This window comes from Bradyrhizobium sp. LM2.9, from assembly GCF_054056555.1.
On record NZ_JBSRYJ010000002.1, the window covers coordinates 79,143 to 98,965 of the forward strand.

18 protein-coding genes and 2 pseudogenes are annotated in these 19,823 nt (G+C 64.9%); 7 read left to right on the top strand and 13 right to left on the bottom strand.

The window, feature by feature from the left end:
- Nucleotides 1–65: 65 nt before the first annotated feature.
- The 6 genes from ACVWW3_RS01925 to ACVWW3_RS01950 form a co-directional block, all read right to left on the bottom strand.
- Complete coding sequence (locus ACVWW3_RS01925; RefSeq protein ID WP_247340403.1) at nt 66–269, bottom strand: YodC family protein; 204 nt, start codon at nt 267–269, stop codon at nt 66–68.
- Nucleotides 270–605: 336 nt separating this feature from the next.
- A complete protein-coding gene (locus ACVWW3_RS01930; RefSeq protein ID WP_354045788.1) occupies nt 606–1,358 on the bottom strand; it encodes an HAD family hydrolase in 753 nt (250 codons plus the stop codon).
- Nucleotides 1,349–2,248 carry an oxygen-dependent coproporphyrinogen oxidase gene (gene hemF, locus ACVWW3_RS01935; protein ID WP_456651062.1) on the bottom strand — a complete coding sequence of 300 codons (900 nt, stop codon included), beginning with the start codon at nt 2,246–2,248 and terminating at the stop codon, nt 1,349–1,351. The genes ACVWW3_RS01930 and hemF overlap by 10 nt, the downstream gene beginning before the upstream one ends.
- A gap of 4 nt (nt 2,249–2,252) precedes the next feature.
- A complete protein-coding gene (locus ACVWW3_RS01940) occupies nt 2,253–2,618 on the bottom strand; it encodes a 6-pyruvoyl trahydropterin synthase family protein (protein WP_456651061.1) in 366 nt (121 codons plus the stop codon).
- A 17-nt stretch (nt 2,619–2,635) separates the two neighbouring features.
- Entirely contained in the window at nt 2,636–3,268 is a 633-nt protein-coding gene (queE, locus tag ACVWW3_RS01945) for a 7-carboxy-7-deazaguanine synthase (protein ID WP_456651060.1), read from the bottom strand.
- Between the two features lie 27 nt (nt 3,269–3,295).
- Complete coding sequence (locus tag ACVWW3_RS01950) at nt 3,296–3,763, bottom strand: tRNA (cytidine(34)-2'-O)-methyltransferase (RefSeq protein WP_456651059.1); 468 nt, start codon at nt 3,761–3,763, stop codon at nt 3,296–3,298.
- A gap of 279 nt (nt 3,764–4,042) precedes the next feature.
- On the opposite strand from ACVWW3_RS01950, the gene petA reads away from it, so the two are divergent.
- The 7 genes and pseudogenes from petA (at nt 4,043) to ACVWW3_RS01985 (ending at nt 11,023) form a co-directional block, all read left to right on the top strand.
- A complete protein-coding gene (gene petA / locus ACVWW3_RS01955; protein ID WP_247340393.1) occupies nt 4,043–4,573 on the top strand; it encodes a ubiquinol-cytochrome c reductase iron-sulfur subunit in 531 nt (176 codons plus the stop codon).
- Nucleotides 4,574–4,635: 62 nt separating this feature from the next.
- Nucleotides 4,636–6,714 (top strand): cytochrome b/c1, encoded by a 2,079-nt coding sequence (gene fbcH / locus ACVWW3_RS01960; RefSeq protein WP_456671834.1) that lies wholly within the window; start codon nt 4,636–4,638, stop codon nt 6,712–6,714.
- A gap of 150 nt (nt 6,715–6,864) precedes the next feature.
- Entirely contained in the window at nt 6,865–7,539 is a 675-nt protein-coding gene (locus ACVWW3_RS01965) for a dienelactone hydrolase family protein (RefSeq protein ID WP_456651058.1), read from the top strand.
- A gap of 45 nt (nt 7,540–7,584) precedes the next feature.
- Nucleotides 7,585–7,812, top strand: a complete 228-nt coding sequence (locus tag ACVWW3_RS01970) for a hypothetical protein (protein WP_456651057.1) — start codon at nt 7,585–7,587, stop codon at nt 7,810–7,812.
- 49 nt (nt 7,813–7,861) lie between these two features.
- The gene (locus tag ACVWW3_RS01975; RefSeq protein ID WP_456652079.1) at nt 7,862–8,098 is read left to right on the top strand and encodes a type II toxin-antitoxin system RelE/ParE family toxin; all 237 of its coding nucleotides are present in this window, start codon (nt 7,862–7,864) and stop codon (nt 8,096–8,098) included.
- 209 nt (nt 8,099–8,307) lie between these two features.
- Nucleotides 8,308–10,474: pseudogene (locus ACVWW3_RS01980) on the top strand (anthranilate synthase component I).
- 9 nt (nt 10,475–10,483) lie between these two features.
- Complete coding sequence (locus ACVWW3_RS01985; protein WP_045005226.1) at nt 10,484–11,023, top strand: adenine phosphoribosyltransferase; 540 nt, start codon at nt 10,484–10,486, stop codon at nt 11,021–11,023.
- A 25-nt stretch (nt 11,024–11,048) separates the two neighbouring features.
- On the opposite strand, the gene ACVWW3_RS01990 is transcribed toward ACVWW3_RS01985, so the two are convergent.
- The 7 genes and pseudogenes from ACVWW3_RS01990 to smc form a co-directional block, all read right to left on the bottom strand.
- Nucleotides 11,049–11,381 (bottom strand): GIY-YIG nuclease family protein, encoded by a 333-nt coding sequence (locus ACVWW3_RS01990; protein ID WP_247340379.1) that lies wholly within the window; start codon nt 11,379–11,381, stop codon nt 11,049–11,051.
- Nucleotides 11,382–11,466: 85 nt separating this feature from the next.
- Nucleotides 11,467–12,135 (bottom strand): hypothetical protein, encoded by a 669-nt coding sequence (locus tag ACVWW3_RS01995; RefSeq protein WP_247440802.1) that lies wholly within the window; start codon nt 12,133–12,135, stop codon nt 11,467–11,469.
- 62 nt (nt 12,136–12,197) lie between these two features.
- A pseudogene (locus ACVWW3_RS02000) lies at nt 12,198–12,951 on the bottom strand (hypothetical protein).
- Between the two features lie 216 nt (nt 12,952–13,167).
- On the bottom strand, nt 13,168–14,412 hold the full coding sequence (locus tag ACVWW3_RS02005) for a M48 family metallopeptidase (protein WP_456651055.1): 1,245 nt from the start codon (nt 14,410–14,412) through the stop codon (nt 13,168–13,170).
- 32 nt (nt 14,413–14,444) lie between these two features.
- Nucleotides 14,445–15,005 carry a LemA family protein gene (locus ACVWW3_RS02010; RefSeq protein ID WP_247340369.1) on the bottom strand — a complete coding sequence of 187 codons (561 nt, stop codon included), beginning with the start codon at nt 15,003–15,005 and terminating at the stop codon, nt 14,445–14,447.
- Between the two features lie 136 nt (nt 15,006–15,141).
- Entirely contained in the window at nt 15,142–16,122 is a 981-nt protein-coding gene (locus tag ACVWW3_RS02015) for a small ribosomal subunit Rsm22 family protein (RefSeq protein ID WP_456651054.1), read from the bottom strand.
- Between the two features lie 79 nt (nt 16,123–16,201).
- Complete coding sequence (smc, locus tag ACVWW3_RS02020) at nt 16,202–19,666, bottom strand: chromosome segregation protein SMC (RefSeq protein ID WP_456651053.1); 3,465 nt, start codon at nt 19,664–19,666, stop codon at nt 16,202–16,204.
- Nucleotides 19,667–19,823: the final 157 nt, after the last annotated feature.

Below are 19,823 nucleotides of genomic sequence, written 5' to 3' on the forward strand. Positions count from 1 at the left end.
AAGCGGACATCACGTGCGGCGGAGCCGAGCACTCCGACCTAACGAGGACGCGGTCTCAGGCGTGCCTACTCCTCGTCTTCGTCCTCGTCATCCTCGTCCTCGTCCAACTCTTCCAGCTGTTCGAGCACGGCCAGCGGCAGCGTCTCGCGGAACAGGTCGCCTTCCGCGCCCATCCAGAGGCAGAGCACGTCGTCGCCCTTCACTTCCGCAACGGTGAGCGGCTGCCCGCCGGATTTCAGCATTACGATATCGCCGACTTTCAGTTCCATGGATGGTCCTTTCAGGTTGATTGACAGAGAGTTGATTGACGAGAGAAGAGTTAGCAAGCCGTCATGACATGCCGATCACGGCTGCGGGTCCGCGGATGCGCTACGGCTGCGCGTGTCCGCCGCGCAGACTGAAACGTCGATGACGGAGGTTCGAGTGGGGGATCGCTCGAGAGGCACGCAAGGGCTCTTCGGTCCTGGGCGCGGCGATGATGCCACCATGCCCGTGTTTTGCCCGACGAGTCAAAGGGTTTCGTAAAATCCGTAAGTCATTGGTTTTGCAGCGATCGGCTACTGTGCATGGGGTTGTTTTCGATGTTTTTGTTTTCGCGGCCTTGATCATCCCGGCAAAAGTTCGCCGAGCGAGCGGATGATGCGGTCAGGCTTGACGGGCGACCCTTCGGGCAGGCCGTCGCCATGCACGTCGATCCAGATCGAATAGATGCCGAGACGCTGCGGAGTCACCACTTCCCATTCCAGATTGTCGCCGATCATCCAGGTATCTTTTGCGGTGACGCCCAGCGTGTCCATCGCGTGCAGGTAGGCGCGCTCCTCGGGCTTGCCAAAACCGTGCTCGCCTTCGATCTGGATGTGGTGGAAGCGGTGCGCCAGCTCGAAGCGCTCGACCTTGGCGCGCTGGGTGTCGGCGGCGCCGTTGGTCACCAGCGCGAGCTTGATGCCGAGCGCTTTCAATTTGTCGATGGCCTCATGCGCGCCGGGGAAGACGAACATCTCCTCCTCGCGATAGGTGGTGAAGCGGTCGGCGAGGCGAATGGCGAGGTCGTCGGGCAGGGCGCGGTAGCCGGCGGCGGCGAGCGCGGCAAAACCGCCCTTGACCGTGAGGTGACGAGCTTCGGCAAGCCTGAGCCGCCACGAGGCGTCCGCATTGGCCCAGAAGTTTTTCGCGAACGCGAGCACCGTGGTTGCGACCTGCTGCGGCGGCAGCGGCGCGAGCTCTTCGGCAAACTCGTTCGCGATCGTGTTCCAGGCGATCTCGGGCCGGCCATAGGCCGACAGGATGGTGTCGTCCATGTCGATCAGCATGGCGCGCGGCAGCGGCCTGATTGCGGGCTTCATCGGAGTCATGGCCATTTCACCTCCGGCGGCAGCGACGACAGGATCGAATCGACATTGCCGCCGGTCCTGAGCCCGAAGATGGTGCCGCGATCGTAGAGCAGATTGAACTCGACATAGCGGCCGCGCCGGATCAATTGCTCCTCGCGATCCTCGGCCGTCCAGGCGGTCGCGAAATTGCGCCGCACGATCTCAGGATAGATCTTCAGGAAGGCGCGGCCGACATCCCCGGTGAAGGCGAGGTCGGCGTCCCAGTCGCCGCTGTCGTGCCAGTCGTAGAAGATGCCACCGATGCCGCGGGCTTCTTTCCGATGCGGCAGGTGGAAATACTCGTCGCACCACTTTTTGTACTTGTCGTAATCGGCGATGCCGTTCGGCTGCGTGCAGGCCTGTTTCATCGCGGCGTGGAAGGCGATGGTGTCGGCGTCGTCCTGCGTCCGCCGGCGCTCGAGCACCGGCGTCAGATCGGCGCCGCCGCCGAACCAGGCTTTTGTGGTGACGACAAAGCGCGTGTTCATGTGCACCGCCGGCACGTGCGGATTGCGCAGATGCGCGATCAGCGAGATGCCGGAGGCCCAGAACTTCGGGTCGTCCGCCGCGCCCGGAATTTGCGCGCGAAACTCCGGCGCGAATTCGCCGTGCACGGTCGAGCAATGCACGCCGACCTTCTCGAACAGGCGGCCGGACATCATCGACATCACGCCGCCGCCGCCGCCCGCGCCGGTATGATCGGTGCGCTGCCAGGGCGTGCGTTTGAAGCGGCCCGGCTCGCCCGGATAAAGGCTTCGCGGGGCATCATCCTCCAGCCGCTCGAAGCTCGCGCAGATGTCGTCGCGCAAGACTTCGAACCAGGCGCGTGCCCGCGTCTTGCGGTCTTCGATCAAGCTCGGGTCCAATGTGGATGTCATTCTTTCAGCCCTGCGGACCGTAATAGGTGCAGCTCTCGCTGCAACTGTCGCGGTGGATGCTGACGCGGGTCAGCTTGCCGATATGCGCCAGCCGGTCCCAGACGAAGAGCGAGAGGTTTTCCAGCGTCGGTGTGCCCAGCCCCTCGATCTTGTTGAGGAATTTGTGGTCCAGCATCACGCGCACATCCTCGATGGCGCGCTGAAGGAGGCCGAGATCGACCACCATGCCGGTCGCAGGGTCCGGCGTGCCGCGCACCGTCACCTCGGCGCGAAAGGAGTGGCCGTGGATCTCTTCGCTGGCCGCGCCGAACGTCGTTCCCGACAATGAGTGCGCCGCCTCGAAGCGAAACGATTTCGTCAATTCCCACATCTGTTCGAAAACCAATCCTATCTGATACCGAGCGACTTGTGCGTCTGCACGCTGAGCCGCCATTGCGGATGATTGAGGCAGTAGTCGATCGCGCGCGCGGTGTTTTCGGCGACCTCGGGCCCGTCCATCGGCTGCAGCGAGAAGCGCTCGAAGGCGAGGCCGGCGTAGGCCTCCGGTGCGGCGAGTGGCTGCGGATAGACCAGCTTCAGCTCGTGGCCGCGCCGGACCACCAGGTCGCTGCCGCCCTTCGGGCTGACGCAGATCCAGTCGAGCCCCTCGGGCGGGGCGATCGTCCCATTGGTCTCGACGCCGATCTCGAAGCCGCGAGCATGGAGCGCATCGACCAGTGCGGCATCGACCTGGAGCAGCGGCTCGCCGCCGGTGAGCACCACGTAACGGTTGTCGGTAGAGGCTGTCCATTGCGCGGCGATGGTGCCGGCGAGTTCCGCGGCCGAGGCGTAGCGCCCGCCCAGCGTGCCGTCGGTGCCGACGAAGTCCGTGTCGCAGAATTTGCAGGTGGCGCCCGCGCGGTCGGCCTCTCGCCCGCTCCAGAGGTTGCAGCCGGCAAAACGGCAAAATACGGACGCGCGCCCGGCATGTGCGCCTTCGCCTTGCAGAGTCAGGAAGATTTCCTTGACCGCGTAACTCAACCGTCTCTCCTCAATCCTGTGGGCCCTTCAATCCTGTGAGGCCTCGGGGTTCCGGATCTGCCGCAGCGCTTCGCCTGCGGCCATCGCCGCGGTCATGGCGACATTGAGCGACCGTAGCCCCGCCGTGATCGGGATCACCAGCCGCGCGTCCGCGGCCTCGACCACCGCGTCGGTGACGCCGGCGCTCTCGCGCCCGAATAGCAGGATGTCCGTCGTCTGGTAACGGAAATCGCGGTAATCGGTGGCCCCTTTGGTGGTGAACAGCAGCAGGCGGTAGCCCTGTGCCGCGCGCCATTGCTCGAATTTCGACCACGAGTCGTGGCGGGTGATGCTGACCTGATCGAGGTAATCCATTCCCGCCCGGCGGAAATGCCGGTCGGAGACGGGAAAGCCTGCCGGTTCGATGATATGGGCGGCCACGCCCAGACAGGCGCAGAGCCTGAGAATCGTGCCGGTGTTCTGGGGGATGTCGGGTTGGAAAAGCGCTATCTGCATGGGCTGTGCCGGGTTCGGTGCGGGCCGGAAATGTCTCAATAAAACATCGCTGGCCGCGGAATTCGTGCATTGCACGCTCCCGCGCCGATAGCGGGCTTGCGCTCGCCCGGCAAGGGTGCCAATAGAACGATTCTGGACTGCTGTTTTCGCCTTGTTTTGGTGGGGACACGTGAAGTTCTGCCGCCGCGGGGGGGCCGCGGGCGCTAGCAGGCTGTTCTGGGGACCTTGGGGCCCTCTGGAGCGGTTCCGCCGGCAGAATAAGAAGAAAGGGTTGGAATCGTGACGACAGCGTCTTCGGCGGACCATCCGACACGCCGTGATTTCTTATTCGTTGCAACTGGGGCAGCCGCAGCAGTAGGGGGCGCAGCCGCGCTCTGGCCCTTCGTCTCCCAAATGAATCCTGATGCGTCGACCATCGCCGCCGGTGCGCCGATCGAGGTCGATCTCAGCCCGGTCGCCGAGGGACAGGACATCAAGGTGTTCTGGCGTGGCAAGCCGATCTATATCAGCCACCGCACCAAGAAGCAGATCGACGAGGCGCGCGCCGTCAATGTGGCGAGCCTGCCCGATCCGCAGTCCGACGAGGCCCGGGTCAAGTCCGGCCACGACCAGTGGCTGGTTGTGATCGGCATCTGCACCCATCTCGGCTGTATCCCGATCGCCCATGAAGGCAATTACGACGGGTTCTTCTGCCCCTGCCATGGTTCGCAGTACGATTCGTCCGGCCGCATCCGCCAGGGGCCCGCGCCCGCGAACCTGCCCGTGCCGCCTTACCAGTTCGTTTCCGACACCAAAATCCAGATCGGCTGAGCTTCGGACCCGCGTCCGAAGCTTCGCGCCGTCTCGTCGTTATATTTCCTCAGGATCGCATCATGAGCGGACCATCCGACTACCAGCCGAGCAATCCGGCCCTGCAATGGATCGAGCGACGTCTGCCGATCATGGGTCTCGTCCACTCGTCCTTCGTTATCTATCCCACCCCGCGCAACCTGAACTACTGGTGGACCTTCGGCGCCATCCTCTCCTTCATGCTTGGGATCCAGATCCTGACCGGCGTGATCCTGGCGATGCACTACACGCCGCATGCCGATCTCGCCTTCAAGTCGGTCGAGCTATTGGTCCGTGACGTCAATTACGGCTGGCTGCTGCGCAACATGCACGCCGTCGGCGCCTCCATGTTCTTCGTCGCTGTCTACGTCCACATGCTGCGCGGCCTCTATTACGGCTCCTACAAGGAGCCGCGCGAAGTGCTCTGGATCCTCGGCGTCATCATCTACCTCCTGATGATGGCGACCGGTTTCATGGGCTACGTGCTCCCCTGGGGCCAGATGAGCTTCTGGGGCGCCACCGTCATCACCAATCTGTTCTCCGCCATTCCCTATGTTGGCGAGAGCATCGTGACGCTGCTGTGGGGCGGCTATTCGGTCGGTAACCCGACGCTGAACCGCTTCTTCTCGCTGCACTATCTGCTGCCGTTCCTGATCGCGGGCGTCGTCGTGCTCCACGTCTGGGCGCTGCACGTCGCCGGCCAGAACAATCCTGACGGCGTCGAGCCGAAGACGGAAAAGGACACGGTTCCGTTCACGCCGCACGCCACCATCAAGGACGGCTTCGGCGTCGCCTGCTTCATGCTGCTCTACGCCTGGTTCATCTTCTACATGCCGAACTATCTCGGCGACGCCGACAACTACATTCCGGCGAACCCGGGCGTGACCCCGCCGCACATCGTGCCGGAATGGTATTACCTGCCGTTCTACGCGATCCTGCGTTCGATCCCGAACAAGCTCGCGGGCGTGATCGGGATGTTCTCGGCGATCATCATCCTGTGCTTCCTGCCCTGGCTCGACGCCGCCAGGACGAAGTCGTCGAAGTACCGTCCGCTGGCCAAGCAGTTCTTCTGGATCTTCGTCGCGGTCTGCATCCTGCTCGGCTATCTCGGCGCGCAGCCGCCGGAAGGCATCTACGTGATCGCCGGCCGGGTGCTGACGTTCTGCTACTTCGCCTACTTCCTGATCGTGCTGCCGCTGCTCTCGCGCATCGAGACGCCGCGGCCGGTGCCGAATTCGATCGCAGAGGCGGTTCTTGCAAAGACCGGCAGCAAGTCGACGCCGATGGTGTCGACCGTGATCGCTCTTGCGCTGGTGGGCGCGTTGTTTGCGGGCTCAGTCGACAGCGCCCGCGCCGAGGAAGGCGGCACCAGGCCGCCGGGCAACAACTGGTCCTTCTCCGGCCCGTTCGGCACGTTCGACCGCGGCGCACTCCAGCGCGGCCTCAAGGTCTACAAGGAAGTCTGCGCCAACTGCCACGGCCTGTCCTTCATCGCCTTCCGCAATCTCGGAGATCCCGGCGGCCCCGGCTATTCGACCGCGCAGGTGGCAGCCTTCGCCTCCGACTACAAGGTCAAGGACGGTCCGAACGATCAGGGCGACATGTTCGAGCGCCCGGGCCGGCCCGCGGACTATTTCCCCTCGCCATTTCCAAACGAGCAGGCCGCACGTGCGGCGAACGGCGGTGCGGCGCCGCCAGATCTGTCGCTGATCACGAAGGCGCGGTCCTACGGGCGCGGCTTCCCGATGTTCATCGTCGACTTCTTCACCCAGTTTCAGGAGCAGGAGCAGGGCCCAGACTACGTCTCGGCGGTGCTGCAGGGCTTTGAGGACAAGGCGCCTGAGGGTGTGACCATCCCGGAGGGCTCCTACTACAACAAGTACTTCCCGGGCCACGCCATCAAGATGCCGAAGCCGCTCAGCGACGGCCAGGTCACCTATGACGACGGCTCGCCGACGACCGTCGCGCAGTACGCCAAGGACGTCACCACGTTCCTGATGTGGACCGCGGAGCCGCACATGGAAGCGCGCAAGCGCATGGGCTTTCAGGTCTTCATTTTCCTGATCATCTTCGCCGGCCTGATGTACTTCACCAAGAAGAAGGTCTGGGCCGACTCGCACTGAGCGGTTCGAGGCGAAACGAGAATTTAAGAAGCCCCCGCGAGGGGGCTTTTTTGTTGCACACGAGCGTGTGTTGTCAGGCGCGATTGCCTATCGCGCTCCTAGCGGCCAAAGTACCGCCAACCGCTCCCCAGAAACCCATCGGAGGACACCATGGGAACCGCCATCACCTTCAAGCGCCCGGACGGCAAGGACGGATCGGGCTATCTCGCCAACACCGCGCGCGGCAACGCGCCGGGCGTGGTCGTGATCCAGGAATGGTGGGGCCTGTCGGACCAGATCAAGGGCCTGTGCGATCGCTTTGCGCTGGCCGGTTTCGACGCGCTCGCGCCCGATCTCTACAAGGGCAAGGTGGTGCCGTATCACGATACGGACGCCGCCGGCAAAGAGATGAACTCGCTCGATTTCATGGACGCCACCACGCAGACCGTGCGCGGCGCCACGCAATATCTGTCGCGCAATGGGGCCAAGGTGGGGCTGACAGGCTTCTGCCTCGGCGGTGCGGTGACCATCATTGGTGCGACCAAGATCCCGGAGCTTGCGGCCGGCGTGGTGTTCTACGGCATTCCGCCGGAGCAGGCTGCCAAGCCTGCCGACGTCAAGATCCCGCTCCAGGCCCATTTCGCCAACAAGGACGATTGGTGCACGCCGCAGGTCGTGGATGCCTTCGAAAAGGGCATGAAAGCGGCCGGCAAGTCGCTGGAGCTGTTCCGCTATGACGCCGAGCACGCCTTCGTCAACGAGCAGCGCCAGGCCGTGCACGACCGCGAAGCCGCCGAGCTCGCCTGGGGCAGGGCGACGGAGTTTTTTAGGAAGCATCTGGGCTGAGGGGAATAGGTCGTTTTGGGAGCGGAGGTGGTATATATTCCGCCCATGACCAAGGTCCGGGAAGATGTCATCGAGAAGGTGAGAAGGTTGCCGGAAGATCGGCAAGCCTACGTCGCCGAGGTGCTAGAGCAGATCGTCGCCAGCGATGGCGATCCGTTCGTTGTGCCCGAAGAACATCGCGAGGCCGTGCTCGAGGGGCTCGGGCAAGCGGAGCGAGGCGAGTTCGCGACCGACGAGGAAATGGCCGCACTCTGGAAGAAGTGCGGCCCGTGAAGCTGCGGTACGCTTGGCGTGCCCGCATTGATAACGAGGGCGTTCACGAATACATCGCGCAGCACAACAGGCGCGCCGCGAGCGCGGTCGTTCGGCGCATTCGGTCTACCGATTGCTCGCGAAGTATCCAGGCCTTGGACGCGGGACCGACATGGTCGGAGTTCGGGTGTTTCCGATCGTCCCGCTTCCGTACCTGATCTACTACCGCATCACCGATGATGAATTGGCCATTCTTCACGTCCGTCATGGAGGTCGTGAGGCACCGAGACCGGGCGAACTGGCGTGATCGCCGCTCTTGACGCCGTCCCCGCGCCATGATGAGTATCCGCTCTATGAGCACCGCCGTCCGCCCATCCCGTCTTTGGTGGCGCACCTCCTAAGAGGTGGCCGGTGCGATTTATTCTCCCAAAATCGTCTGAGGTCGCCCACGCAGTGCGGCGGCCTGATCGTTTGTCCTGTGTGGCGTTCCCTCGGCAAGTTTCGTAAGAGGACGACATGAACAGGACCGTCTTTGCCCTCCCGGCTCGAAGCGACTATGTGACCCGCGCGGGGCTTGCGATCACGCGCGTGGCCGAGCAGTTCACCGGCGGCGCCAACCGGCTCGACGATCTCGTCAACCTGCTCGACCGTCGCCGCGGCGTGGTGCTGTCCTCGGGCACGACCGTGCCCGGCCGCTACGAGAGTTTCGACCTCGGCTTCTCCGATCCGCCGCTCAAGCTCGAGACAACAGGTTTCAATTTCAATCTGGAAGCATTGAACGAGCGCGGGCAGGTGCTGATCGCCTTCGTCGCCGACGTCTTGCGCGAGCCCTGCGTCGTGATCTCCGAGAAGACGTCCACGCGCCTTGCCGGTCATATCGTCCGCGGCGAAGCGCCGATCGACGAAGACCAGCGCACGCGGCGTGCCAGCGTGATGTCGCTGGTGCGCGATCTCGTCGCCGCCTTCTCCGCCAACGACGACGGGTTGCTCGGCCTGTTCGGCGCCTTCGCCTACGACCTCGTCTTCCAGATCGAGGATCTCGTGCAGAAGCGCGCGCGAGAGAGCGATCAGCGCGACATCGTGCTCTACGTCCCGGACCGCCTGCTGGCCTATGACCGCGCCACCGGCCGCGGCGTCGTGCTCACTTACGATTTCGCGTGGAAGGGCAAGTCCACCGCGGGCCTGCCGCACGAGACCGCCGAGAGCCCGTACCTCAAGACGTCGCGCCAGGGTTTTGCGGATCACGCGCCCGGCGAATATCAGGCCACGGTGGAAACCGCGCGCGCGGCCTTCGCGCGCGGCGATCTCTTCGAAGCCGTACCTGGCCAGCTGTTCGCCGAGCCTTGCGACCGCTCGCCGGCGGAAGTGTTCCAGCGGCTCTGCGTCATCAATCCGTCGCCCTATGGCGCGCTGATGAATCTTGGCGAGGGCGAGTTTCTCGTTTCTGCCTCGCCCGAAATGTTCGTGCGCTCGGACGGACGCCGGGTCGAGACCTGCCCGATCTCGGGCACGATCGCGCGCGGCACCGACGCGATCGGCGACGCCGAGCAGATCCGCCAGCTCCTGAACTCGGAGAAGGACGAGTTCGAGCTCAACATGTGCACCGACGTCGATCGCAACGACAAGGCGCGCGTCTGCGTTCCCGGCACGATCAAGGTGCTGGCACGCCGGCAGATCGAGACCTACTCGAAGCTGTTTCACACCGTGGACCATGTCGAGGGCATGCTGCGCCCCGGCTTCGATGCGCTCGATGCGTTCCTCACCCACGCCTGGGCCGTCACCGTCACCGGCGCACCAAAGCTCTGGGCGATGCAGTTCGTCGAGGATCACGAGCGCTCGCCACGGCGCTGGTATGCCGGCGCCATCGGCGCGGTGAATTTCGACGGCAGTATCAACACCGGCCTCACCATCCGTACCATCCGGATGAAGGAAGGCCTCGCGGAGGTGCGTGTCGGGGCGACCTGTTTGTTCGACTCCGATCCCGCCGCCGAAGATCGCGAATGCCAGGTCAAGGCTGCCGCCTTGTTCCAGGCGCTGCGCGGCGATCCGCCGAAGCCGCTGTCGGCCTTTGCGCCCGATGCCACCGGTTCGGGCAAGCGGGTGCTGCTGATCGACCACGACGACAGCTTCGTCCATATGCTGGCCGACTATTTCCGCCAGGTCGGGGCTGACGTCACCGTGGTCCGCCATGTGCATGCGCTCGACATGCTCAGGCAGAAGAGGTGGGATTTGCTGGTGCTGTCGCCCGGCCCCGGCAGGCCTGAGGATTTCGGGATCAAGAAGACCATCGACGCGGCGCTGGACAACAAGCTGCCGGTGTTCGGCGTCTGCCTCGGCGTCCAGGCGATCGGCGAGTATTTCGGCGGCGAACTCGGGCAGCTCACGCATCCCGCCCACGGCCGGCCCTCGCGGGTGCAGGTCCGCGGCGGGAGGTTGATGCGCAATCTGCCGAACGAGATCGTTATCGGCCGCTATCACTCGCTTTATGTCGAGCGCGACAGCATGCCCGAAGTTCTCGATGTCACGGCCAGCACCGAGGACGGCGTGGCCATGGCGCTGGAGCACAAGACCCTGCCGGTCGCCCGGCGTGCAATTCCATCCGGAATCGCTGATGTCGCTCAGCGGCGAGGTGGGATTACGAATTGTCGAGAATGCGTTCCGGCTGGAAGCGCGCGTTGATTGAGAGGCACCAATGAATTTCGACCACGATCTGAAGGCGAGCGTTCGCACCATCCCGGACTACCCAAAGCCGGGGATCATGTTCCGCGACATCACCACGCTGCTCGCAGATGCGCGCGCGTTCCGCCGTGCGGTTGACGAACTCGTCAATCCCTGGGCCGGCAACAAGATCGACAAGGTCGCCGGCATGGAGGCGCGCGGCTTCATCATCGGCGGCGCGGTGGCGCATCAGGTGTCCGCCGGGTTCGTGCCGATCCGCAAGAAAGGCAAGCTGCCACACACCACCGTGCGCATCGCTTACTCCCTCGAATACGGCATCGACGAGATGGAGATGCATGTCGACGCCATCCAGCCCGGCGAGCGCGTCATCCTGGTCGACGATCTCATTGCCACGGGCGGCACCGCGGAAGGCGCGGTGAAGCTGCTGCGGCAGATCGGCGCCAATGTGGTGGCCGCCTGCTTCATCATCGACCTGCCCGAGCTCGGCGGTGCCGCCAAGCTGCGCGCGATGGACGTGCCCGTGCGCACGCTGATGACGTTCGAGGGACACTGAACGGCAACGGCGCCGCTGGCGACGTTCAGATCGCCTCGGCCTTTAGCTCCGACAGCCAGTGCAGCATGCGCTCTTTGAGCAGCGCATTCCTGACATAGGCGCTCGCCTCGTCCTCCAGACGCTCGCATTCGCCAAATGTCAGGCCGGGCTCGCCATGCGTGGTCCACGCAGCCTGAAGGCTGCGGCAGGGGTGGCTGCCGTGGCGCAACGAGAACCAGATGCGGTTCTGGATTGTCTCGAGGTTCGGCGCCTGTCCGACCCATGTCTCGCCCGATGCCGCGCAGCGGACGACGTAGATGCCTGCGACGGTCTTCCGCTCCCTGTAGGCGGCGATGGCGGCTTTCCGGTCGATGGTCACTGTGAGGGGCCTTGCTGAGGGATGCTGGTGCGCAAACTCAGTAACGGCGGGTCCGCCGCAAGCCAATATTATCCGGGTAAAATATTCAGGACCGTTGCAGGATCAGGCTGAGCTCGAGCTCACGGAAGGCGAGGTAATTGCGCCGGGTCCACTGGTGCAGCTCGGTCGAGGCATCCTTCTCCTGGCGCAGATACCCGGTGAAGGAGAAGTTCAGCCGGCCGACATAGGTCTTCAGGAAGCCGGGCAGCGCGGGCAGGCGGAACACCCGCCCGGCAGCCATTGCGGCCGGCAGCTCGCCGCGCACGATGTGCTCGTTATCGACCGTGATCAGGTTCATCCGCGGGATCTGTTCGCGCAGCATTTCGTAGGCGCGGGCCGAGGCGCGGTCGGTGTCGGCGACGAACAGGATGATCGGCGCGACGTGGCGGCGCGCGGCCTCTTTCAACAGGCCGATCTCGTCGGCCATCTTGAAGAACTCGTCAAAGGCGTGGAAGCCGAGGTCGATCACCTTGGCAAGCCCGTCATCGACGATGACGCGATCCATCAGCTGCATCTTGCCATAGGTGTCGATCACGTCGGCGGTCTCCGTGATCTTTGGCAGATAGTCGAGCAGCGACGGCTCCTTCAGGTTGACGTCGAAGGCCGCGACGTTGCCGTTCTTGAGCAGCAAAAATTCGCTCAAAAGCCGCGCCAGCAAGGTCTTGCCGACCTGCGGGCGGGGCGAGCAGATGATGTAGAGGGGCGTTGCTGGCATCACGAACTATTATCTGAGCGAACTCACCGCCCAATCCAGCCGTATCCACCCGGGGTCCGCAACTATTTTTCGCTGTTGCGGACGGCGGGCTTGGAGCCGACGATGTCGGTCAGTCGGATCCGGTCGAATTCGCTCCAGACGTTCGCCAGCCAATGCCGGACATAGCCGCGGAGCACGAACGAATAGTTCGCGGCCTCGTCGTTGATGCCCTTGTTGGCGACGAATTTGAGGAACGGGACCCGAGGACACCTCGACCTGCTCATAGGCCATTTCGTTGAGTTTTGGGATGGTCAGCTCGGTCGCATCCTTGATGCGGTGGAAGTATGAATTGTAGGTCGCCTGGTCCCATTGGAAGAACTGCGTGTCGTTGATGAAGTTCTTCACCAGGAAATACTTTGCGCCGGTCATGAAGCCGGCTGTCTCGGCGATCTCATCCAGTGAGGCGATCGAGGGTCCGAGGATGTGGAACACTGCGAAGGTGATCTGACCGGCCTTGGCGGCGTCGAGGAAACCGATGTCGCGCAGCGAGGCCAGCGCCGGCGAGAGCAGGCCGGCGCGGACGTCGATCACGGTCACCGACGGGCTCGTCGCGTTGAGCGTATCGAAGATCTTCATCTGATCGGACGTCGTCGTCATGTCGACGATCTCGGTGATATCAGGGTGGAAGCGCTTCAGGGTTCCGCGCGGCGACTCGGTGTCGAAGGCGCGCGTCGGCACATTGTTGGCGGAAAAATAATCGAGCAGGGTGCGCGACACCGTGGTCTTGCCGACCCCGCCCTTGTCCGCGCCTACCACAACCACTGCCGGCTTTGCCATTGCTGTCCCCTAACGCGCCCCCGATCGCGAGATCGCAATCGGCCGGGCCCCAAATCGATGTCCCAAGGATGTCCCGAGGATGTCCCAAGTCTGCTGTTGGGCGCGAACATGGCAGAAACAAGGGAGAATTCAATTCCTCGGCATGCAGTTACGGCAATTCCCGAGGTTTTTCCCAATCGCGACCAAACCTTCCGCGCGTCGCGTCAAATCACGCGTTTAACGGCGGCCCCAAGGACCCATTGGATTGCCCAAGGGATTGCCGATGGCATTGCCTATCGGATTGCCGCTTGCGGTTCCGGCAGGGCTGGATGCGGGCACGGGCGGTGGACTGGCCGAGCCGCCTGCATCGTCCCAAGGACCCTGGCGCAGCGGCGGCGGCGTGCCTTGCTGGCCGGCTTGTGCTTCCGGTTCTGCCTCCTCATAGCCGGGTGGCGGCAGCGGGCCGGGATCGTGGCCGCCGGCGAACTTGACCAGCGCGTCGACTCGGGACTGCACCGATGGGTGAGTGGCAAACAGGTCTGCAAAGCCCTCGCGCGGATTGTCGACGCAGAGCTCCATCACCGCCGAGGTTGCGCCCGGCAGCTCGCCGCGGTTTTCGATCTTGCGCAGCGCCGAGATCATGGCGTCCGGGTTTTTCGTCAGCTCGACCGAGCCCGCATCGGCGAGATATTCGCGCGAGCGCGACAGCGCGAGCTTCACCACTTGCGACAACAGCCATGCCACCACGATCAGCACCACCGCGATGATGATGACGACCACCGCGCCGCCGCCGGAGCTCTTGCTGTCGTTCGACGACGAGGACGATCGCGATGACGAGGAGGAGCCTGACGACCACGAGCCGCCGCCGGAGCTCCAGCCGAAATTCGTGAACAGGCGGAAGAACAATTCGCCGAAGAAGCCGACTACACCCGCGATGATGACGGCGACCACCATGAGCTGCACGTCGCCGTTCTTGATGTGGGTCAGCTCGTGGCCCAGCACCGCCTCGATCTCCTTGTCGTTCAGTGCGTTGAGGAGACCGGTGGTGACGGTGATCGAATATTGCCCCGGGTTGAGGCCGGTCGCGAACGCGTTCAGCGCCGGGTTCTCCATGATCTTCAGCTTCGGCATCGTGATGCCGCGCGAGATACAGAGGTTTTCGAGCAGATTATAGAGCCGCGGCTGTTCCTGCCGGGTGACGTCGTGGCCGCCGGTCACGGCATCGATCATCGACTGGTGGAAGAAATAGGCGATCACGATCCAGGCCGCTGCCACGACGGTCGCAACCGGCGCGGCGACTTTCAGGTCATAGAAGGCGCGGCTCAGATAATAGACGACGGTCTCATTGCCGTTGATGACGACTTCGGCGATCAGCGCACCGGCATAGACCAGCACATAGACCAGCGCGAACAGGCCGGCGAGCAGCAGCATCGAACGAAACTTGTTCGAGGCGATGTGCGTGTAGAGACCATACGCGGCCATGACGCAATGCCCTGCCGGCCTATCGGCTCAACTCAGAACTTCACCTGCGGCGTGGCCTCGACCTCGGTGCGGCTGGCGCCGAGATCGAAGAAGTCCTTTTTGGTGAAGCCGAACATGCCGGCGAACAAGGCGGCGGGCATCTGCTGGATGCCGGTGTTGTATTCCTGGACCGCGCTGTTGAAGAAGCGCCGGCTGGCCGCGATCTTGTTCTCGAGGTCGGAGAGCTCGCTGGCGAGCTGCTGGAAATTGGCGTTGGCCTTGAGGTCGGGATAGGCCTCCGACAGCGCGATCAGCCGGCCGAGCGCGCCGGAGAGCTGGTTCTCGGCTGCGGACACCTGCGCCGGTCCCTGCGCCGACATCGCCGAATTGCGCGCCTTGACGACGTCGTCGAGCGTGCCGCGCTCATGCGATGCATAGCCCTTCACCGTCTCGACCAGGTTCGGGATCAGATCGTGGCGCTGCTTGAGCTGCACGTCGATGTCGGCAAAGGCCTGGCCGACGCGCTGGCCCAGCGCCACCAGACGGTTGTAGGCGCTGAAGGCGAACAGCACGAGGACGACGATGACGCCGAGAACGATCCAGCCGGTCGACATGGAGAACTCCTGAAGGGGATTGAGGCTGGCGCAGCCTAGACCAAATTAGCGCCCGGCGAGAGCCCGCCGCGGAGAGAAGGTAAGACTTGGTCGGATCTGGAACCATCCGAGTTCAAGCCAAAAGCGCCGGACGAGGTTAACTTTCGGACATGACGGCGTCACCCCAGCGCCAGCGCCGGGCGCTTGCATAGGCGGCCTTGTCGCGGCGGGGGATCCTGGCAAGTTCAACACTCTGCTCGGTGCAGAGCTTGGCCGTGATCTCGGCCTTGCCGACATCCGGCGGCGCCAGCACGCGCGCGGCGCGTGCAGCGGGCGGCGTACGGGTCAGCGCCACGTAAATGAAGCGTTCGTCCTCGAACGGCACGTCGGCGCCCTTGATCTGGCGGTGCGCCTGAGAGCGCGGCAGGCGCTGGGAGAAATGGCACCAGTCCGGCGCCATGAGCGGACACGGCTTTTCGTGGGGGCAGGGCGCGGCGACATAGGCGCCCGCCGTGATCAGTTGCTGGCGTAAAGCGAGGATGCGCGCATAGCCGGCGGGCGTGCCGGGTTCGATCACGACCAATGCGTGGCGCGCTTTCGCCCACATCGTTTCCGCGAGCTTGCGCCGATCGCCCTCACGGAGCTCGCCGATGACGTAGCTCGCAACCACGAGATCGGCTTGCGAGACCTCGGCGAGGTTCGCGCCGGCATCGCCCGGCAGATAGCGGCACTGCGCAAGTCGCGAGCTATCACGCGCCAGTTCGAGCGCCAGCCTGCTCAGTGCGCCGTTGGCGTCGAGCAGGGTGAAATCCTGCAGCGAGGAGAACGCCTCTGCGGCGGCCCAGCTCGCGGTGCCCGGGCCTGCGCCGACGTCGAGCAACGTTTCCGGAGCGAGGTCCGGTACGATCTCGGTCAGCGCATTCAGACTTGCCGCCACAGTCGCGTAGGTCGCGGGCATGCGCGCGAGCGCGTAGGCGAGCGCATCGGCATCCGACTTGATGGTGCCGGAGCCGCCGCCTGCGCGATAGGTGGTCGAGATTTGCGACGATCGTCGTGCCGCATCGGTGCGCGAAAAGCCCTGGAGCTTGCCGTCGAGGGCCGCTTTCAGTTCCGCCGGGAGGTTGGGTGAGATCATCATTCGTGGCCATCATCTGCCCGAGTGCGCAATTGCGCACAAGGCGGATGATGACGTCAATGGCTGCGGCTCGTCCGTAGCCTCACGCAACGTTCTGGTCGAGAATGTCCACTGCCTCTTGCAGATTCACAGACACCAGTTGCGAGACGCCGCGCTCGGCCATGGTGACGCCGAACAGGCGGTTCATCCGCGCCATCGTGATCGGGTTGTGGGTGATGATGATGAAGCGCGTGTCGGTCGAGCTGGTCATCTCGTGCAACAGGTTGCAATAGCGCTCGACGTTGTGGTCGTCGAGCGGCGCGTCGACTTCGTCCAGCACGCAGATCGGCGAGGGGTTGGTGAGGAACACCGCGAAAATCAGCGCCATCGCGGTCAGGGCCTGCTCACCGCCCGAGAGCAGCGACAGCGTCTGCGGCTTCTTGCCCGGCGGCTTGGCGATGATTTCGAGGCCGGCTTCCAGCGGGTCGTCGCTCTCGATCAGATGCAGCGCGGCCTCGCCGCCACCGAACAGCTCGACGAACAGGCGCTTGAAGTGGCTGTTGACGACCTCGAACGAGGTCAGGAGCCGCTCGCGCGCCTCCTTGTTGAGGCTCTGGATGCCCTGGCGCAGCCGCTTGATGGCTTCGACGAGGTCGTCGCGCTCGGTGACCAGACCGTTGTGCTGGGTCTCGACCTCGCGCAGCTCTTCCTCGGCGCGCAGGTTGACCGCGCCCAGACGCTCGCGATCGCGGCGCATTTTTTCGAGGTCTTCCTCGATGTCGTGCAGCGGCGGCAGCTCCGCGCCGGGCTCGATCTCGGCAAGGCCGGCTACGGCCTGCGGCTCGACTTCCAGCATGTCGCGGATTTCGCGCTCGATGTCCTCGAGCCGGCGCCGCGCGCCTTCCATGCGCTCCTCGGCGCGGGCCGTGGCCTCGCGGGAGCTGGACAGCGCCTCGAGCGTCAGCTTCGCGGCGCGATCGGTTTCGGCCATCGCGGTTTCCGCGCTGGCGAGCGCGTCGGCGGCCATGCGGCGGTCGTTTTCGGCATATTCGATCTCGGTGATCAGCGCGCTGCGCTTCTCCGCGAACACGGCCGGTGCGTTCTCGAGGTCGCTGCGCTCGATGGTGACTTCGGAGATACGGGCCTGGATGGTGTCGATGTGGGAGGCCGCGCTCTCCTTGCGGTTCTGCCACTCGGTGCGTTCGGCGAGGATCGCCTGCACGCGGCGGTCGGCAAGCTCGGCCTCGCGCGCCAGCGCCTGCGCCTCGGCACGGACCTGGGCGGCCATGCGGCGATGGCCTTCGATGTCGCTGCGGACCGCGGCGAGACGGGTTTCGGTGTCCTCGCTCGACGGCAGCTCGGAGATTCCGGCTTCGGCGTATTCGTAGGCGGCTTCGGCCTCGGCGCGGTCGGCGGCGAGACGGCTGTGCGCTTCCGACAACGTCGCCTTGCGCGCGGCGTGGCGATTGATCTCGCGCTCGGTGGTGGCGTGGCGCTCGCGCGCGACGTTGAGCTCGCGCTGCGCGGCGCGCCAGGCTTCGCGGCTTGCGCCTTCGGTGCTGGCGGCCATCTGCAGCTCGGACTCGGCGTCTTCCAGCGCCTGACGCTTGATCTGCGCGTCGATGCGGGCCTGCTCCAGATCGTTCTCGATGTCGACGAGGCGGGCGCGCTCGGCAAGGCGCCGCGCGGCGCCGGTCGGCGCGTGGGCCGCGGCAACAAAACCGTCCCAGCGCCAGACGTCGCCTTCGGGCGAGACCAGCCGCTGGCCGGTCTTGAGCTGCGAGACCAGCTCGGCGCCGCGTTCGCGCGGAACCACGCCGATCTGCGCCAGGCGGCGGGCCAGCTCGGTCGGTGCCTGCACGTGGCTGGCGAGCGGCACAACGCCCTCGGGCAACTCCGGATCGCCGTCGGTGACACCGGCATTGGTCCAGCGCATCGGCGCGGACGGATCGACCGGGGCGTCGAGATCGTCGCCGAGGGCTGCGCCGATCGCCTTTTCAAAACCCTTGTCGACGGTGATGCCGTCGATGATCGGCGGCCACAGATTTTTGGTCTCGCCGTTGAGGATCTTGGAGATCGTGCGCGCTTCGGTATCGAGCCGCTGCACGCGCTTGTCGGCTTCGACGAGCGGCGAGCGCGAGGATTCCAGCGTCTGCCGCGCGGCGACGTGGGCGGCTTCGCTGTCCTGAGCGGCGGCTTCCGAGGCCGCAAGCGTCTGCTCGGCGTTCTCGACCGTTGCGGTCAACTCGTCGAGATTGCCGAAGCCGCCGGTCTCCGCAGTGAGCTTCTGCTCTTCCGCCGCGACGTTCGAAATCTCCTGGTCTAACCGGGCGAGCTTGTCGCGGTGGGTGCGAACGTTGGCTTCGAGCTGATGGCGCTTGGCGGTGAGGTCGGCGAGCGCGGTGGTGAGCTCGGCGAACTGGTGCTCGGTCTCGGTCAGCACCGCCTCGGCTTCGCCGACGCGCTCGTCGACGCCTGAGCGCTTCTCGACGCGCGACTTGATCTCTTCCTTGAGCTCGGAATCTTCGGCGTCGAGGCGCTGCAGCGCCACGTCGGCGTCCATGGTCTGCTGCTGGGCGCGCGAGATGTCGCCTTCGAATTGTGCGAGACGGCGCTCGAGTTCGGCGACGCGCTCCTTGGCGCGCTCTTCCTCGCGGTCGAGCAGCTCGCGGGCGTTGGTCAGGCGCTGCAGCCCGGCTGCCGCGCGCGCTTCGGCATCGCGCAGCGCCGGCATTTCGGAGGCGCGGATCGCCTGGATGCGGGCGGCCTCGGCCTGGTGCTGGGTACGCTCCGCCATCTCGCGGACCGCGAGGTCGTGGGTCTGGCCGGATTCCGTGACGTCGGCGTGGGCGCCGATCCAGCGCAAATGGAACAGGGTTGCCTCGGCCTTGCGGACCTTGGCCGCAACTTCGCGATAGCGCACGGCCTGGCGAGCCTGCTTCTTCAGGCCTTCCACTTGCCCTGCGAGCTGGCCGATCACGTCCTCGACGCGGGTGAGGTTGGTTTCGGCCGCCTTCAGCCGCAGCTCGGCCTCGTGGCGGCGGGCATGCAGACCGGCGACGCCGGCGGCGTCTTCCAGCACGCGGCGGCGCTGCTCGGGCTTGGCCTGAATGATCTCGCCGATCTTGCCCTGGTGGACCAGGGCCGGCGAGCGCGCGCCGGTGGCGGCGTCGGCGAACAGAATCTGCACGTCGCGGGCGCGCACGTCGCGGCCGTTGATGCGATAGACCGAACCGGCCTCGCGCTCGATGCGGCGGGAGATTTCCAGAAGCTGGCTGTCGTTCATCGCCGCCGGCGCGGTGCGATCGGCATTGTCGATCGTCATCGTCACTTCGGCGTGGTTGCGCGCCGGACGATTGCCGGAGCCGGCGAAGATCACCGCGTCCATGTCGGCAGCGCGCAGCGACTTATAGGAGGTCTCGCCCATCGCCCAACGCAGCGCCTCGACGAGATTCGACTTGCCGCAGCCGTTGGGGCCGACCACGCCGGTCAGGCCGGGTTCGATGACGAAGTCGGTGGCCTCAACGAAGGACTTGAAGCCGTGAAGGCGCAGGCGGGTGATTTTCATAAGCACGCATCTCTGTTGGCAGGCGCGAATCCCCCTGCCGGGACACTACCATGGAAGGCAATGTCGCTATCCGGGCGAGTCGCGCGAGGCGCCTCATGCGGCTGGACAATGGCCGCGGTGTGCCGCGAGGGCAACCGGCCAAAGCCGCTTTTCCCAA

What these genes read in the sequence shown, in the direction of transcription:
- ACVWW3_RS01925 (WP_247340403.1), bottom strand. Translation starts at nt 269, where the DNA reads ATGGAACTGAAAGTCGGCGATATCGTAATGCTGAAATCCGGCGGGCAG.
- ACVWW3_RS01930 (WP_354045788.1), bottom strand. Translation starts at nt 1,358, where the DNA reads ATGGCCATGACTCCGATGAAGCCCGCAATCAGGCCGCTGCCGCGCGCC.
- hemF (WP_456651062.1), bottom strand. Translation starts at nt 2,248, where the DNA reads ATGACATCCACATTGGACCCGAGCTTGATCGAAGACCGCAAGACGCGG.
- ACVWW3_RS01940 (WP_456651061.1), bottom strand. Translation starts at nt 2,618, where the DNA reads ATGTGGGAATTGACGAAATCGTTTCGCTTCGAGGCGGCGCACTCATTG.
- ACVWW3_RS01950 (WP_456651059.1), bottom strand. Translation starts at nt 3,763, where the DNA reads ATGCAGATAGCGCTTTTCCAACCCGACATCCCCCAGAACACCGGCACG.
- fbcH (WP_456671834.1), top strand. Translation starts at nt 4,636, where the DNA reads ATGAGCGGACCATCCGACTACCAGCCGAGCAATCCGGCCCTGCAATGG.
- ACVWW3_RS01965 (WP_456651058.1), top strand. Translation starts at nt 6,865, where the DNA reads ATGGGAACCGCCATCACCTTCAAGCGCCCGGACGGCAAGGACGGATCG.
- ACVWW3_RS01970 (WP_456651057.1), top strand. Translation starts at nt 7,585, where the DNA reads ATGACCAAGGTCCGGGAAGATGTCATCGAGAAGGTGAGAAGGTTGCCG.
- ACVWW3_RS01985 (WP_045005226.1), top strand. Translation starts at nt 10,484, where the DNA reads ATGAATTTCGACCACGATCTGAAGGCGAGCGTTCGCACCATCCCGGAC.
- ACVWW3_RS01995 (WP_247440802.1), bottom strand. Translation starts at nt 12,135, where the DNA reads ATGCCAGCAACGCCCCTCTACATCATCTGCTCGCCCCGCCCGCAGGTC.
- ACVWW3_RS02005 (WP_456651055.1), bottom strand. Translation starts at nt 14,412, where the DNA reads ATGGCCGCGTATGGTCTCTACACGCACATCGCCTCGAACAAGTTTCGT.
- ACVWW3_RS02010 (WP_247340369.1), bottom strand. Translation starts at nt 15,005, where the DNA reads ATGTCGACCGGCTGGATCGTTCTCGGCGTCATCGTCGTCCTCGTGCTG.
- ACVWW3_RS02015 (WP_456651054.1), bottom strand. Translation starts at nt 16,122, where the DNA reads ATGATGATCTCACCCAACCTCCCGGCGGAACTGAAAGCGGCCCTCGAC.
- smc (WP_456651053.1), bottom strand. Translation starts at nt 19,666, where the DNA reads ATGAAAATCACCCGCCTGCGCCTTCACGGCTTCAAGTCCTTCGTTGAG.